Annotated in this window: 8 protein-coding genes and 1 pseudogene; 6 read left to right on the forward strand and 3 right to left on the reverse strand. The window is 60.6% G+C overall.

Annotation, left to right across the window (positions count from 1 at the left end; all coding sequences use genetic code 11):
• Positions 1-14: 14 nt before the first annotated feature.
• The 5 genes and pseudogenes from pglX to LTT66_RS33160 all read left to right on the forward strand — a co-directional run.
• Positions 15-3566, forward strand: coding sequence for a BREX-1 system adenine-specific DNA-methyltransferase PglX (pglX, locus tag LTT66_RS33140; protein ID WP_233062446.1), 3552 nt, complete (start codon positions 15-17; stop codon positions 3564-3566).
• 222 nt (positions 3567-3788) lie between these two features.
• Positions 3789-6290, forward strand: coding sequence for a BREX-1 system phosphatase PglZ type A (pglZ, locus tag LTT66_RS33145; RefSeq protein WP_233062447.1), 2502 nt, complete (start codon positions 3789-3791; stop codon positions 6288-6290).
• A gap of 10 nt (positions 6291-6300) precedes the next feature.
• Complete coding sequence (gene brxL, locus LTT66_RS33150; RefSeq protein WP_233062448.1) at positions 6301-8427, forward strand: BREX system Lon protease-like protein BrxL; 2127 nt, start codon at positions 6301-6303, stop codon at positions 8425-8427.
• Positions 8428-9533: 1106 nt separating this feature from the next.
• Positions 9534-11786, forward strand: a complete 2253-nt coding sequence (locus tag LTT66_RS33155; RefSeq protein WP_233062449.1) for an nSTAND3 domain-containing NTPase — start codon at positions 9534-9536, stop codon at positions 11784-11786.
• A 267-nt stretch (positions 11787-12053) separates the two neighbouring features.
• Positions 12054-12233, forward strand: a pseudogene (locus tag LTT66_RS33160) (type I restriction-modification system subunit M N-terminal domain-containing protein); the annotation flags it as partial.
• A 121-nt stretch (positions 12234-12354) separates the two neighbouring features.
• Here the strand turns inward: LTT66_RS33160 and galE are convergent.
• The 3 genes from galE to LTT66_RS33175 are packed head-to-tail and all read right to left on the reverse strand — an operon-like array spanning position 12355 to position 15690.
• Positions 12355-13335 carry a UDP-glucose 4-epimerase GalE gene (gene galE, locus LTT66_RS33165; RefSeq protein ID WP_233062450.1) on the reverse strand — a complete coding sequence of 327 codons (981 nt, stop codon included), beginning with the start codon at positions 13333-13335 and terminating at the stop codon, positions 12355-12357.
• Positions 13332-14360 carry a nucleotidyltransferase family protein gene (locus tag LTT66_RS33170; RefSeq protein WP_233062451.1) on the reverse strand — a complete coding sequence of 343 codons (1029 nt, stop codon included), beginning with the start codon at positions 14358-14360 and terminating at the stop codon, positions 13332-13334. The genes galE and LTT66_RS33170 overlap by 4 nt, the downstream gene beginning before the upstream one ends.
• A 1-nt stretch (position 14361) precedes the next feature.
• Positions 14362-15690, reverse strand: coding sequence for a phosphomethylpyrimidine synthase ThiC (locus LTT66_RS33175; RefSeq protein ID WP_233062452.1), 1329 nt, complete (start codon positions 15688-15690; stop codon positions 14362-14364).
• A 65-nt stretch (positions 15691-15755) separates the two neighbouring features.
• Between LTT66_RS33175 and LTT66_RS33180 the strand changes: the two genes are divergently transcribed.
• Positions 15756-16112: a hypothetical protein gene (locus LTT66_RS33180; protein WP_233062453.1), complete on the forward strand. Its 357-nt coding sequence runs from the start codon at positions 15756-15758 to the stop codon at positions 16110-16112.
• Positions 16113-16145 lie beyond the last annotated feature (33 nt).

Here is a 16145-nt window from a genome sequence, read left to right on the forward strand (position 1 = left end):
CGGAAGAGAAACACATGGATACCAAGCCCCTGGAGCGATTCGCCACCCGGGCCCGCCGAGAACTGCTCGCTGCGGTCGAAGCTCAGGCTTCGGCGGTCCTCGCCGCTGGTTCGGTTGCGCGGAGCGAGCGTGGCCAGACGGTGAAGCGACTCGAAAGGGAGATCGCCGAGCACGGTCGCAAGCACGTGATCGACAAGGTCGCCTACACCTGGTTCAATCGGCTCATCGCACTACGCTATATGGATGCCTGCGGCTATACGACCGCCGGGATCGTCTCGCCAGCGCACGGCCACGACCACGGCCAGCCAGAGATTCTCGCCGACGCTAAGCGTGGATATTTCGATGCCGACGTCATCACTAGCGACCGCATGGCCGATTCGGTCCTGGGGCTGCTCGACGGGACCCGTCGCAGCACGGACGCCGAAGGGGAGGCCTACGCGCTGCTCTTGACCGAGTACTGCCGGTACTGGAACAAGGCCATGCCCTTCATGTTCGAGCGTGAAGGCGATTACACCGAACTCCTCGTGCCGTCAGGGCTTCTCGCCGACGGTGGGATTCTGTCGCGTGCCCGCGAGGTGCTCACGGAGGACGTCTGCAAGGACGTCGAGGTGATCGGATGGCTCTACCAGTTCTACATCTCCGAGCGGAAAGACGAGGTCTTCGCCGGTTTCAAGAAGAACAAAAAGGCCGGCGCCGACGAGATCCCGGCGGCAACCCAGCTCTTCACGCCACACTGGATTGTTCGCTACCTGGTTGAGAACTCGCTCGGCAGGCTGTGGATGCTCAACCGGCCGACCTCGCGCCTCGTCGACCGGATGGATTATTACATAGCCCCGGTCGACGAAATAACCGACTTCCTCGAGATCAACGGCCCCGAGGAGCTGACGGTGATCGACCCGGCCTGCGGGTCGGGCCATATGCTCACCTACGCCTTCGACCTGCTCTACGCAATCTACGAAGAAGAAGGTCACGCCCCCTCGGAAATCCCGAGTCTGATCCTCGCCCACAACCTCCACGGCACCGAGATCGATCCCCGCGCAGGATCACTGGCAGCCTTCGCGCTCACCATGAAGGCCCGCGACAAGGATCGGCGCTTCTTCACTCGTTCGCAGGTGAAGCCTAAGATCTGCGTGATCGAACCGATCTCGTTCGGACCCGACGAACTGGACTTCCTGGTGACCGCTGACGGCGACCGGCACGCGGAGGAGGCGTTCTGGAATCAGTTCCGCAACGCCGACCGGCTCGGTGCACTGATACAACCGGACGCCGACGAGGCCAAGCGAGCAGCTGGCGTACTTGAAGATTTGAAGGAGCAGAGAGGGACGCTCCTTTTCGAGACGCTGGACGAGGCACGCAAAGTCGTCGCGCAGGCCGCGATCCTCAGTCGCGAGTACGCGATTGCGGTGGCAAACCCGCCCTACATGGGCGGCAAGAACATGGACCCGTCGCTGACGGCCTTCGCGAAAGAGCGGTATCCGGACGCAAAGTCAGACTTGATGACGATGTTCATGAAACGCTCCAATGTGCTGACCAAATACGGCGGGTGGTGGGGCATGATCAACCTACCCTCGTGGATGTCTTTGTCGTCATTTGCAGAGCTCCGTGAGTGGCTCCTAAAGGGCACCTCCATTGACACGATGTTGCACTTTGGGCGAGGGGTCTTTGGATCAGACTTCGGCTCGGTTGGATTCGTAGTCGAGAACCGACAGCCATCCCAAGGAAGGCATGGTATCTACCGGAAGCTCTTCGAGGAGCATGTTGAGGTGCGCTCGAATGAGAAAATTGAAACGCTCTTCAGGATCCCTTCGTATCAGCGTTTTAATGTGGCCCAGGATGCACTCGTCGGAATTCCTGGCTCACCGATCGCGTACTGGCTCTCCGATGCCATGCGTGCCGCCTTCGCCAACGGGCGACCGCTGAAGGAAACCGCCGAGCCGAGGCAAGGACTTTCAACCGGTGACAATGACATGTTCGTCAGGAGCTGGTGGGAAGTAAGTGCCTCGCGCAGCGCTCTCGCAGTCGGCTCCCGAGAGGAGGCCGTCGAGTCTGGTGCGCGCTGGTTCCCGTACAATAAGGGAGGTGAGTTCCGAAAGTGGTGGGGGAACCAAGAGTATCTGGTTAACTGGGAGAATGACGGAAAAGCGATTCGGTCGTTTGGTTTGGAAACCGGCGGTCGAGTTAGGTCGGCGGTTCGCAACGTAGATTACTACTTCAGAAAATCCGTATCCTGGAGCAATGTAAGCTCGGGTGCCCCCGCATTTCGACAGTACCCCAGCGGGTTTATTGCTTCAGCTAGCACGGGCGATGGCGTCTATCCTGGGGATTCTCAGGAACTGGACAGAATTGTTGGAGTGCTGAACTCTTCCTCAGTACAGGCTATGCTTGCAGCAACCGCTCCGACTTTGACTTTCAACGTCGGCACGATCAGTCTGGTGCCGATGCCTATTTTCAATCTTCCCCAGCAGAATGTTGCCGCTGCAGTCGCCGACCTTGTTGCAACTGCACGTCGCGATTGGGACGACTTTGAGACCTCATGGGGGTTTGCAGCGCCGTCATGGCTTGATAGGTCTTCCGGATGTGCTGTGCGGCTCCGGGAAAGTGTAGTGGCGTGGTCGTCCCAATGGGCGGAAGTATCCGGGGAACAGAAGTTCCGCGAGACAAAGAATAATCGCGTCGTTGCAACGGCATATGGTTTGCGGGATGAAGTCCCGATCGAAGTGCCGCTGCACCAGATCTCGCTGACCCGCAACGTTGAGTTCAGGTACGGACCCGGAAAATCTGTCGCAGAATATGAAGCTCTAGAACGAGCCGACGTTGCTGCCGAGTTGATCTCCTACGCAGTTGGCTGCATGTTCGGTCGCTACAGCCTTGACGAGCCTGGACTGATCCTCGCTGACCAGGGTTCGACGCTGCAGGACTACCTCGCGAAGGTGCCGTCGCCGACATTCAATCCAGACGCCGACAATGTGATCCCGTTCGTCGACGACGGCTGGTTTGAGGACGACATTGTTGAGCGCTTCCGCAACTTTCTGCGTACCTCGTTCGGCGCGAAGCATTTCGAGGAGAACCTGCGTCTCGTGGAGGAATCCCTTGGTGTCAGGACGATTCGGGAATACTTTATCGTGAAGTCGAACCCATCCGGTAAGAACGTCGCGAGGTCGAGGTTCTACGAGGATCACGTGCAACGCTACAAGAAGCGCCCGATCTATTGGATGTTCTCCTCTCCCAAAGGATCATTCAACGCGCTGGTCTACATGCACCGCTACACCCCGTCAACGGTGTCGACGGTGCTGAACGAGTACCTCCGTGAATACCGAGCGAAGCTCGAGGTCGCGCTCCAGCGCGCTGAGGAAGCCTCTGCCGGTGGCGCATCGGCGAAAGCACAGAAAGAAGCTGATCGCCTACGCGCGATCCTCGCCGAGCTGCGCGACTACGAGCATGATGTCCTCTACCCGTTGGACATCCAGAGAGTAGAAATCGACCTCGACAACGGCGTGAGGGTGAACTACCCGAAGTTCTACCCAGCTTTGAGGAAGATCACCGGTCTGGAGGCATCGGATGGGTGACTTGAAGTCCGCCGGCGGACCGAGCGCGGCGGGCCCGACCGAGCAGAGCTCTGCGCTGATCGGGACGGCCGGGTCGGCTGTTGCCCCGCCAGCGAATGCGGCGTTGGCGCTGATGAATTGGCAAATCGGCCACCTGATCGACACGAGGAGGCTCCAGCAGCGCGCGGAGTACGGGGTTGCGCGTCGCGAATTCGGCTCCCGCCGAGATGACGAGGACCACGAATGAGCAAGACGCCCACGATCTCCAGCCATCTCGTGGACCGCTTCGCCGGGCAACGCATCGTCGTGTGGCACGACCCCGACGGCGGATACGCGGCTGACCTCCACAGCCACTTGCCGAGTGACGTCACCGTGCTGCGCATCGAGGACAATGAGTTCGCCGTCAAGCATCGTGTGCTCCGCGAGGATACGACGACTCGGTTTCTGCTCTACCGTTCTGGACCCGTCGCTGAAGGGGCAGGGAACTGGTTGCTCGACCTTGAGTTGGCCTATGGGCCCGTGTTCACGGCAGATCGTGGTGAGCTCATGCGGGCCGGCCTGGGGCTGACCCAGCCTGGTGCCGACGCGCTCATCGCCGAGCATGCCTCGTTCTTCGCTGACGCCACGTTGGTCGACAAACTGAAGGCGTTGCTCGCTCCGAGCGATGATCTCGTGACGGTGCGGGCGAAGATGTGCGCCGTCGCGATCGGGCAGAAGGAGCACAGCTTCTCCGAGCTCACACGTACCCTGCTGGTTCAGCAGGCACAGGACCGCTCGGCCGGTTTCGACGCCCTCTCCCAGTATGGGCTCGCCGACTTCCACTGGACCGGCGCGAAGCACATCTATGGGTACCGCTCGGAGTCACCGACAGTGCCGGGCTTCATTCTGTGGATGTTCCAGCAGGCTCGGGATGGCTTCGACGTCACCTCGTCGAAGCGTGCCCGCAACCTCGCAATCGACTTCCGTAGCTTCCGGGACTCCAAACGCAGCGCGACCGCGATCAAGATACTCGCCCGCAAGGCCGAGGAGGACCTCGGCTACCAGGAGGGAGTCGCTGAAATCCCGTGGGATGCGCTCAGGGACGCCGATATCTTCGAAGCCGCTGAGCGGGAGACAATCCACCGTCTCGTCGATGGGCTCGTCAACCAGACGATGCCGCAGCGCGATGTTCTCGAAGTCATCGGCGCCCGCCGTCGTGACAGCTTCTGGTTCGAAGATTACGCCACCCTCTACGAGGCATTGGCGGCCGCCGCCGAGCTTCTGCCCGCGATCCGCACCGGCCGACTGGATTTCACCAGCTTCGACGAGGGGATCACGCGGTACCGTGACGAGCTATTCCGTATCGATCAGCGCTACCGCCAGTTCACCTACGCCTACCTGACGGCCGAGTTCAAGCAGCCGCTCGATGAGTTGGCGGGCCGGGTCGAGGCTGCCTACGTCACGAACTTCCTGGCTCCGCTCGGCATAAGCTGGCAGCAGCAGGTCGACGCGGTCGATCAGTGGCGTACGCCCACCGTGACCTCTCAATCCTCATTCTACGACCAGTACGTCGCGCAACTCACCAAAGGTGGTCACAAGAAGGCCGTCGTCGTGATCTCCGACGCGATGCGTTACGAGATCGCTGAGGAGTTGACCTCGAAGATCCGTGGTGAGAACAAGTTCGAAGCCAAGATCGAGGCACTGCTGGGTGTGCTGCCGAGCTACACACAGCTGGGCATGGCGGCGCTCCTACCGCACAAGACCCTGGCGCATTCTCCGGCTGGTGATCCGGTTCTGGTCGATGGGCGGAAATCCGATGGTTCGGCGAACCGCAACAAGATTCTGAAGGCAGTGGGGGGCGTCGCTGTCCAAGCGAAAGACTTCGTGGAGATGAAGCCGGCCGAGCGGCGAGAACTGTATTCATCCCACCAGGTGCTCTACGTCTATCACGACACGATCGACGCCACGGGCGACAGCGCGAAATCGGAACACCGCACCTTTTCAGCAGTGGCAGAAGCACTCGATCAGCTGGTCGATATCGTGAAGAAGCTCGCCAACGCGAACGCCACGAACATCTTTGTCACTGCGGATCACGGCTTCCTCTATCAGCGCTCGAAACTGGCGCCGCAGTTCAACCTCACCGTAGAGCCGCAAGGTGATGAGATCGTTGCAGAGAAGCGCCGTTACGTGCTGGGCCGTGGCCTGAAGGAGGATGCCGGATTCCGGACCTTCCAACCGGATCAGCTGGGGCTGTCCGGCGATCTCGAGGTGCAGATTCCGAATTCGATCCACCGGATCGTCAAGCCAGGTGCCGGGTTCCAGTTCGTGCACGGGGGAGCATCGCTCCAGGAGATCGTGGTGCCGGTCGTCTCGATCAACAAGAGACGCAACAACACAGTCGAGCCAGTCAACGTCGACATCCACCCCGAGTCCGACAAGATCACTACGGGTCAGATTGTTGTCAAGCTCTACCAGTCGATGAAGGTCGAACCGCACCGCACTGCACGACGGTTGCGTGCCGGGCTGTACTTCGGGGACCAGCTGATCTCGAACGAACAAGAGATGATGTTCGACTCGGCGAGCGACCAGGGGCGTGACCGATTCCAGAGCGTTCGGCTCCTGCTGAGCAAGGACGCGGACGATGCGAACAACCAGAGTGTGGAATTCCGCCTGTCGGAGCCGATTGAGGGCACCGACCAGTGGAAGAAGTACAAGAGCGTGCCGTACACGATCAAACGTTCCTTCACAACGGACTTCGACTTCTAAGGGAGCGACGGTGAGCGAAAACATCGACCTGGACCAGGCCGCGCCCATCGAGGACGTTCTGGAAGCCGAGGCGCCGCACGCAACGGGGCAGCCCAGCGATCTGGATCGCAAGATCAACGAGCACTTCGCTGGCGCCGTGGTCCGCAAGGACCTGGTCAAGGCGGTCAAGGGCAACGCGATCGTGCCCTCCTACGTGTTGGAGTACCTGCTCGGTCAGTACGCGGCCTCCGACGATGGGGCCACGATCCGGGCAGGCATCGACAAGGTGCGAGAAATCCTGGCCCAGCATTACGTGCACCGCAACGAGTCCGAACTGGTCAAGTCGCGCATTCGTGAAAAGGGCCGCTTCCGGATCATCGACAAGGTGAGCGTCACCCTCAACGACAAACACGACGTCTACCAGGCATCCTTCGCCAACCTCGGAATCGGCGGAGTTCTCGTAGATCCGAGCACCGTCAACGCGAATCAGAAGCTGCTCGTCAGTGGCGTGTGGTGCCTGTGCGACATCGAATACTTCCACAGCGACGACCCCCGTGCCGTGCCATGGATTCTCGGCAGCTTGAAGCCGATCCAGATGTCGAACTTCGACTACCAGAATTACCTGGATGCGCGGGCGAAGTTCACCACGGACGAGTGGATGGATCTGCTGATCCAGTCGATCGGCTTCGACCCGGAGAAGTTCGGCCGTCGTGCCAAGCTACTCCAGCTCATCCGCCTCATCCCGTTCGTTGAGCGCAACTACAACCTTGTCGAGCTCGGCCCGAAGGGAACCGGCAAGTCGCACATCTACTCGGAGTTCTCGCCTCACGGCATGCTGATCTCCGGCGGTGAGGTCACCGTACCCAAGCTGTTCGTCAACAACGCCAACGGCCGCCTCGGGCTCGTCGGCTACTGGGACGTAGTTGCCTTCGACGAGTTCGCGGGCAAGAAGAAGCGCACCGACAGGGCGCTCGTCGACATCATGAAGAACTACATGGCGAACAAGTCGTTCTCCCGTGGAGTCGAGACCCTCGGCGCAGAGGCATCGATGGTGTTCGTGGGCAATACCTCGCACACCGTGCCGTACATGCTCAAGCACTCCGACCTTTTCGACGAGCTCCCCGAGAGCTACCACGACCCGGCCTACCTCGACCGGCTGCACTGCTACATCCCTGGCTGGGAATTCGACACGATCCGCGGCGACATGTTCTCCACCGGGTATGGATTCGTCGTCGACTACATCGCCGAGGTGCTCAAGTCGATGCGGGACCTCGACTATTCCGACCGCTACCAGCCGCATTTCACGCTTGGCTCAGACATCTCGAGCCGCGACCGCGACGGCATCCACAAGACCTTCTCCGGTCTCATGAAGCTGCTCTACCCGCATGAGAAAGCCACCGCTGAGGAGATCGAGGAGATCCTGCGCTTCGCGATCGAGGGGCGTAAGCGTGTGAAAGGCCAGATCCTGCGTATCGACGACACCATGGTCGCGGTGAATTTCGGTTACCGGCCGCTGGCCGGCGAATGGACGGCCGTCACCACGCTGGAGGAAGACGAGTACCCGGGGCATTATCACCGTGGACGACCGAGTACAGGGGACGTCAATGAGGTAGCTGCGGATCCGGCTACGCCGGCGACCGCGGCTGCTTCGGCTACGGTCAAGGAGGAGTTGTACCAAGGGCAGCGGGACTTCGTCGAGAACCAGCGCGGAGTCTCCTACGAGACCCTTCTCATGCCGTATCTGCGTGGTGCGACGGAGATCGAGTTGCACGACCCGTATATCCGGATGAGTCACCAGGGCCGGAACCTGGTCGAGTTGCTGGCGTTGATCGCGTCGGCGAAGGACCCTGCTGACGAGGTGTTGTTCAAGCTGTTCACCCTCCTCGAAGATGATCCTGACAAACAGAAGAAGCAGTTGCAGATGCTCCACCAGATCGTTCAGGGATCCGCCCAGCAGGGGATAAAGGTAGAAGTGGCCAAGGACCCCGGGGGTCACGACCGCTGGATCCGCACCAACAATGGATGGCGCATCAACCTCGGTCGTGGTCTGGACATCTTCCAGAAGCAAGAAGGCGGCTGGTTCGACTTCGGTAGTACCCGTCAGGAGTTCCGCCAGGTTCGCGCCTTCGGAGTGACGTACATCCGAGATGACGGCTGACATCATTCCGAGATCGGAAACCGGACGGGCCTAAACCGTGCAGGTTAGCCGATTCGCTAACGGCTGTCTTCCGACAGATTCCTACAGAAGGCGCGTGTTGCCGCGTGTTCGGTCCATTGAGGCGGGTGCCCGGCTGGGCTCACCACGCTCGCCGAACTGCGGCGAGCGCGGTCACACCGGCGACCTAAAGGTGCTGGGTCGTCCCCCATAGATGAGACGGATTGATCTGGCCCCCGCTCGGGAGGCCGCGGGTCGGGGGTGTTATCGAACGAGGCGAGCACGGCAGCGAGCACGCCCTCTTCGACCGCGAGCTGGGCTACCAATACGTCGTTTGATTCGGTCATGTCAGTGTTGGTTGGTCAAACAAACAGGTCAGGCCCGGTCAAGACCGGGCTTGACCTGTTACTTCTGTGGACGTAGCGGGGGATCTCGAAACTCAACACCTTCCAGAAACGAGTTACGAAGCTCAGAGGCTGTCCTTATTGCGGAGGGAAACGGAGGCTTTCAGGCGTCTTCTCGTCGGCGGCGGCCACCGTCGGCCGCACTGCCGTTCAAGCTGTCACAGAGGCTGGGCAGGAAACTATCCGGCAGATCGTTGCTCGGTTCGAGGCTGGCGAGCGCTCGACCACACTCATGCAAGCGTTCGGCCTCAGCAAGGGCAGTATGCTCAAGGTGCTTCGTGAGGCTGGGGTGGTGATGCGAAACCAGGGGCTGAGTACTGACTGAGCAGATCGAGGAGACACAGCTGCTGTACGAGGCCGGATGGTCGCTCGCGCGGATCGGTAAGAAATCGGCGTGGATCACATGGTCGCGCAACGACAGGATCAGGCGTGGGGTGCAGATGCACGACACGCACGGACGGAAGCGATCGGTGCAACCCGCCAGGGTAGTAGAGTCGTGATCGCAGTTTAGAGTCAAAAAATGAACCAACGACCAAGGACAATTCGCAAAGCAGCCGTATACCCTTCGATCGTCGTAGAACATATGGTTTAGACATAATGCACATAAATGAGGAGACGTTGTCAGGTAGCGTGCACGCACCCGGTTCACCGACGTACGCACTGCATACCCTCGGATGGCGATCCTTCCAAGATCTCTGTGCAGTTGTGGCACGTGAGGTTTGGGATGAATCGGCCCAACCTTTCGCGGATACCCGAGATGCAGGACGGGACGGTGCATTCTATGGAAAATGGAAGAACAGCTCCGCCGCACCCGAGCTACCTGAGGCGCCATACGTGCTACAGTGCAAATTCGTTGCCATTCGCGACAAAACTCTCACCCTTTCAAGTATTCGCGACGAACTTGGCAAAATTCGGAAACTAGTGTCCAAGGGCTTATGTAAGAGCTATATATTGATGAGCAATGCCAGAGTAACTGGCACCTCAGAAGCGCAAATCCGTGAAGCCATCCTGGCACAAGGAGTGGCAGACGCGCTTGTGCTTGGTGGTCAATGGATAAACCAAACGATTGCGTTAAACCAACGACTTCGTATGTTCGTGCCAAGAGTTTATGGACTCGGCGATCTTTCAAATATTCTGGATGAACGAGCCTACAGTCAAGCCAAAGCCCTCCTCGATTATCTGCAAGAAGATCTCGCCACTTTCGTTGTGACCAATGCATACCAACGGGCGGCGGAGGCCGTATCAAAGCATGGCTTTTGCCTCCTGCTGGGTGAGCCGGCGGTAGGAAAGTCTGTCATCGCGGCTACCCTAGCGATGACAGCACTGGATAGCTGGAAGTGCCCGACAATCCGCGCCGATGGCCCGGAAGACATCGTGACCCACTGGAACCCCAACGAACCGAACCAATTCTTCTGGATTGATGACGCATTCGGCTCGGTGAGGCATGAACAGGCTCTCACCGATGACTGGGCGCGTCGGCTCCCTAAAGTTATGGCAGCAGTGAGAGGTGGAGCGCGGGTAGTTATAACCTCCCGCGACTACATTTACCGCGCAGCACGCCCCCTCCTCAAGGAGTATGCATACCCCCTCCTCCGCGAACAGCATGTAGTCATTGATGTAGCCGAACTATCGAAGCCGGAACGCCAGCAGATAGTATATAATCACATCCGTTGCGGCGACCAACCCAAAAAAATCCGCTCCGCGCTAAAAGCGCACCTCGACCTTGCTGCAGACCAGAAGCCGTTCCGCCCGGAAGTGGCACGGCGCCTAGGCCAACAGACCTTCACCCGCGGGCTAACCATCTCGGCTTCCAGCGTCGAGGATTTCATGTCGAAGCCAAATCGGTTTCTGCAAGACATCTACAACGGACTTGAACCAGACTATATCGGAGCATTGGCACTCGTATACCAATCGGGTGATCTTCGTGTACCGCTAGAGATTCAGTCCAGCGAGCGTCGCGACCTGTTATCGCTAATCGGAAGCAGTGTAGGCGGGGCGGCAAGCGCACTGGAGATCATTGAGGGAACGTTCTTGCGCCGAGCCCGGAAGATGGGAACCGAGGATACTCAAGAGTACTGGTCATTCAGGCACCCAACCCTACGTGAGGGCTATGCAACCTACGTGGCTAGCAAACCGAATCTTCTCCGACTCTTTATCGAGGGCCTGGACGATAACGGAATCCTGACCCAGCTTGATTGCGGCGGCGGCGAGAAGCGAGGCACTCTGGTGCTAGTCCCTCCTTCTTTATATCCACTGGTGGCACAAAGGGTAGCCGACGCACGCCCAACGCGCAGAGACGGCGAAAGCTGGCAACAGTGGTACCTATGGACAAGCTTCTTAGCAAACCGCTGCTCACGCGGATTCTTCGACGCTTACATGCGTATTGACCCCAAGCTTGTAGATAGCGTTCTTACTATTGGACCGTTTCTCTCGGCTATGCCTCAAATTGGCGTACTGGCGAGACTGCACACCTTGGGGCAACTCCCAGAAGAAGCGCGGCGAACGGTGAGGGATACCGTTAGCGAGCTAGCGATAGAGATACCTGATGGAGGTTGGGTTGATCACGAGGGGCTCGCAGTCTTGCTAACCGACCAAGAGCGCGATGTAATATTTGATCGCATACTCTCAAAATTGCTCCCTGATATAAATAATCAAATTTCAAACTGGAGATGGAACGAACAGGGAGAGTCTGCCGAAGAGTATTATGCGCCTCTGATAGAGACCTTGGACTGCTATCGAAGGTCGTTCGATGCGCGCGGCAATAAAGTAGCCGCAGCAGCTTTCACCAAAGCTCTCGATAGGGTTCATGACCTGGAAGCGGAGGCTAGTTACTGGCAAGGCGACGAGCCTGACGAACCGCCTACGGCAAGAAGTAGATTGAGCGAGCTGCTGTCCAAAGACACCTCCTCCACAGCAGGTACCAGCGATCGCAGCGTGTTTGATGATGTGGATGAATAGTCCTGTGTCTCCTGGCGATGCAGACCGTAGATGGACGCCACCAGCCCAGCCTTGCTGTTCCGCGTCCGGCCGGTTTCAGCCAGTGCCAGTGATCCGTGCTTCGACCATCACGTTGCACCGGTTGGGCATGCAAGGTGTCGTGATGTGCGATGATGTTCTTGTGACGCCCGGGCTGCTGCAGGCTGTGCATCATCTGTTCGGTCGGCACGCACGGGCTCGCGCTGGGCGTCCAACATCCGTCGTCGAGTGAGCCTTGTACAGAGCCGTGTGAGCACCCTCGGTAGTTTCATGTGGTCGATCGCCGACCAACTTCGCGGTTCCTACCGCCCCAGCCAATGCGGCAACGTGATCCCGCTCACCATTCTGCGCCGCCTCGACTGCATCCTCGAGCCCGACCCAGAGACGGTGCGCGAACTGGCGGCGAAGTACGACAACCCCAACAAGGTCGGCAGCAGCGACCGACTCAGCGGATCCGTCATGGGCCGCCGCTTCTTCCAAAGTCGGCAACCGGGCGGCGTGTGATACCGGCACGGCAGGTTCCGCTGCGCGCCGCGGCGATGCCTTGAAGCTAATGCGTCGAACGCTGACTGTGAAACTTCCACGCATCATGCACGATGTCGATGATGTCTGGTTTCTGTGGTGTCCAGCCGAGTTCTTTTTGTGCGAGTTCGGAGGAGGCGTACAGGGTTGCGGGGTCGCCTGGTCGTCGTGGTGCTGTCTCGATGTCGAACGGTATTCCGGTGACCTCTTGGATTGCTTGGATGACTCGGTGGTTGGAGTAGCCGATGCCGTTGCCGAGATTGTAGATCTTGTGTTCGCCGGGGTGGATGTTGTTGAGGGCGAGGAGGTGGGCGTGGGCAAGGTCGGTGATGTGGATGTAGTCGCGGATGCAGGTGCCGTCGGGGGTGGGGTAGTCGTCGCCGTAGAGGGTGAATTTGTCGCGGTGGCCGAGGGCGGTGTCGAGGGCGAGGGGAATAAGGTGGGTTTCGGGGTTGTGGCGTTCGCCGATCATGGTGCCGTCGCCGCAGTCGTGGGCGCCTGCGACGTTGAAGTAGCGCAGGGAGATCGCGCCGATCCGGTGGGCGCGGGTATAGGTGGTGATGGCTTTGTCGATGGCGAGTTTGGTGTCGCCGTAGGTGTTGACCGGGTTGGTGGGTGAGGTTTCGAGCAAGGGGAGTTGGGTGGGTTCGCCGTAGACGGCGGCGGTGGAGGAGAAGACGAGCTTGCCGACGTGGGCGGTGTGCATGGCGTCGAGCAGGGCGAGGGAGGCGCGGGTGTTGTTGTCCCAGTGCCATTCGGGGTGGTGCATGGATTCGCCTGCGGCGATGAGGCCGGCGAAGTGCAGGACGGCGTCGTAGCCGGAGCCCGGTGTGAGGATTTGGGCGATGTCGTGGACGCGCAGATTGATGAATTCGGCGTCGTGGGGGATTTGGCGGTCGTCGTTGCGGGAGAGGTCGTCGATGACGGTGACGTGGTGTCCGGCGTCGAGGAGCAGTCGTGTGACGGTGGCTCCAACGAATCCTGCACCCCCGGTGACCAGGATTTTCATCTGACCTGCACTTTCATGGCGAGTAGGTGGTCGTGGATGGTCTGTTTGTGCGCGCGGAAGTGGTCTTCGGGGCTTTCTCTGTGTGCGCTGCCGGTCCAGCCGGTGATGCGTTCCCAGGCGCGCTGCTTCACCGTAGTCAATGCGGTCGAGTCGGGGGTGGTGTGCCATGCCTCGGCCATGGCGCGTGAGAGGGCGTGGACGGTTTGGTGGTGGCGGGCGACGATTCGGCCGCTGCTTGTGACGGCGTAGCGGGTGTAGTTGACCGCGTCGGGGCGTGGTTGTCCGAACTCGGTGTCGAAGCGGGTGAAGGCGTGGTGGAGGTAGGTCCAGAATCGTCCTGGATCCGTCGGCGGTTGGGTGGGGTCGGATCGCCAGCGCAGCTCGGCGCGCATCTGTTCGGCGAGGTGGGGCGCCATGCGATCGAAGTCGTGGTGGGCGTAGGCGCCGTCGAGCATGGCGGTGGCTCGCAGGATCTTCACGCACAGTCGGCTGATGAGCAGGTGGAAGTGCGTGGAAGCCGCTCGGGTCGCCCATTGGTCGTGGAGGCCGAGCCAGAAGTAGGCCTGGGTGTAGTAGAGCAGGATTTCGTAGGCGTCGCGGGCGTCGATTGTGACGGGGTGGTGGTCAGGCAGGCCGCGGTCGGTGGCGGGCAGGCCGAGGTTTTTGAAGTCGTGCCCGAGGGAGGTTTGGATGGCGCGGTAGTCGCCGAGCGGCATGGTCATCAAATCCACTGTGGCGAAGTATTTCTCTGCGATGGCCATAAGATCGTGGACTTGGGTTGAGGGGTGGTCTCCGTAGTGGACGTAGAGGAGGTCGACGTCGCTGATCAGCAGCGGCTTGCTGTCGTGGCGGATGAAGGTGGGTTCGCCGCGGGCGAGGGAGCCGCCGACGATCAGCCAGTCGTCGGCGGGTACGCAGTGTCCGAGCGTGCGGAGGTCTTCGGCGAGATCGAGGGCTTCGCGGGCGACGGCGGTGGCGTGGGGGAGTCGGGAGGTGATGCGTTGGGCCAAGGTGGTGGTGTCCACTTCATGCCTCCGGTTCGCTGGTAGGCGTGGGCATGGGCAGCAGGACTGGTCCGGGCTGGTGGGCGGGGACGGGTTTTTCCTCGTGGGTCTTTTTCGCGGTGATGTGCGGGCACAGTGATCCGCATATGGTGCAGGGCGCGCCTTTGCGCAGGCCGTGGGTGATGAACGCGTTGCCTGCCAGGCCGGGGTAGAGGGCGTGGCCTTGTTGGATGTCCCAGTCGTTGGCGCGGCGGGCGACGCTGATAGCGCGCTGTCGTGCGATTTCGGGTTTCCAGCCGCGTACGAGGTCGAGCGCTGTGATGGCGACACGGACCATGCGGATGGAGGTGGCGGTGTCGGGTGCGGTGGGCATGGCGTAGTGCTCGTTGTGGGTGATGGAAGCGAACATGTCGCCGCCGCACTGTCCGGCCGCCGCCACACCGAGGGCGTTGACGGTGTCGTCGAGGGTGACACCGTTGTCGATGACCATCGGTCCGGCCAGCCACAGCGGCGCGCCGCCCAGTGCTTCTTTGTAGGCGGGGATCAGTTCGGGAATGCGGTGCAGCGGCACGTGCCCGCCGCTTTCGCACAACACCTGCACTCCGGCGCTCAACGCGTCTTTGCGAAGTTCGGCCAGCAGTTGGATCTCGCGCCATTTCAGCTCGTCGCCCGCATCGGCGGTGGCGCCGGGGCGGAAGATGTCGCCGAGGTCGAGGACAACTTCGTGGCGGCGGCAGATGTCGAGGATTCCGTCGAAGTACTCGATCAGGGGGTTGTCGCAGTGGTGGATGCGCATGTAGCGGGCCAGCAACCCGCCGCCTCGTGAGGTCGTGGGCATGATTCGGGCGGATTTTTCGCTCATCTGCGCGAGGGCGGGGTTGATGCCTGCGTGGATGAGGACGAAGTCGACGCCAGCCGCCAGCCCGAGCTCGAATCGGTCCAGGAATTCGTTGCGACTCAACTTCTTCCGCGGATCAGCGAACAGGTCGTATGTCAGGCATGCGCCGAGCGGTACGCCCATGACTTCCTTCAGATCCGCGCGCAGCGCCACCCCTTCGGGGTTGGTGGTCAGGTCCATGACAGCGTCGGGACCGGCGGCGAGGATGACCGCCATGTTTTCCACGATGGTCTGCCGGTCGCGGTCACGCGGCCCCAGTCCGACGAGAGCGGCGACTTTGCGGCGTGTGTCCTCACCAACGAGCAGCGGTTTGAAGGCCGTCATGTGCCGGCTCGCGTGCGACCGCAGGAACACAAGGGTGCCGCTTTCGACCCGGCGGGCGGCGGTGTCAGGGTCGAGGTCTTCGGCCTGACAGGTGGCGATGAACTGGGGATCTGTTGCGAGGGCGAACATTCGGTATGTCCTTTCGATCATGGTTGTATCGGAGTGGTGGGCCCGGCAGGCCGCGGTGCGCGCGTTTGGCCGTCGACGACCTCGGTGACCAGGTCAGCCCAGTCGACAGCCAGGGCACTGACGTGGATCCATGCCTCACGCACGGCGGGTTCGGAGGCGTGCTCGGCAGTCGCGAGGATCAGTTCGGCATCGACGTACGCGGCGGCCAGGGCATCCATGGCTGGCCCTATGCGTTCGGTGCCGCGTCGTTGCTGAATGTGGGTGCTGACCCAGTTGTCGATCAGCGTGACGACATCGTCTCAGCGTCGGTCGACTCCGGTCGCGCGTTCGGGGATGATGCGGCGGGTGCGGTGCAGATGCGCCAGCGCTTGCGCCCATCGCGTGATCAGGCAGATGCGCCAGCGCTTGCGCCCATCGCGTGATCAGGTGATCGCCCGGGTTGTGGCCCGTCACGC

The organism is Nocardia gipuzkoensis (assembly GCF_021183645.1).
Lineage (GTDB): Bacteria > Actinomycetota > Actinomycetes > Mycobacteriales > Mycobacteriaceae > Nocardia > Nocardia abscessus.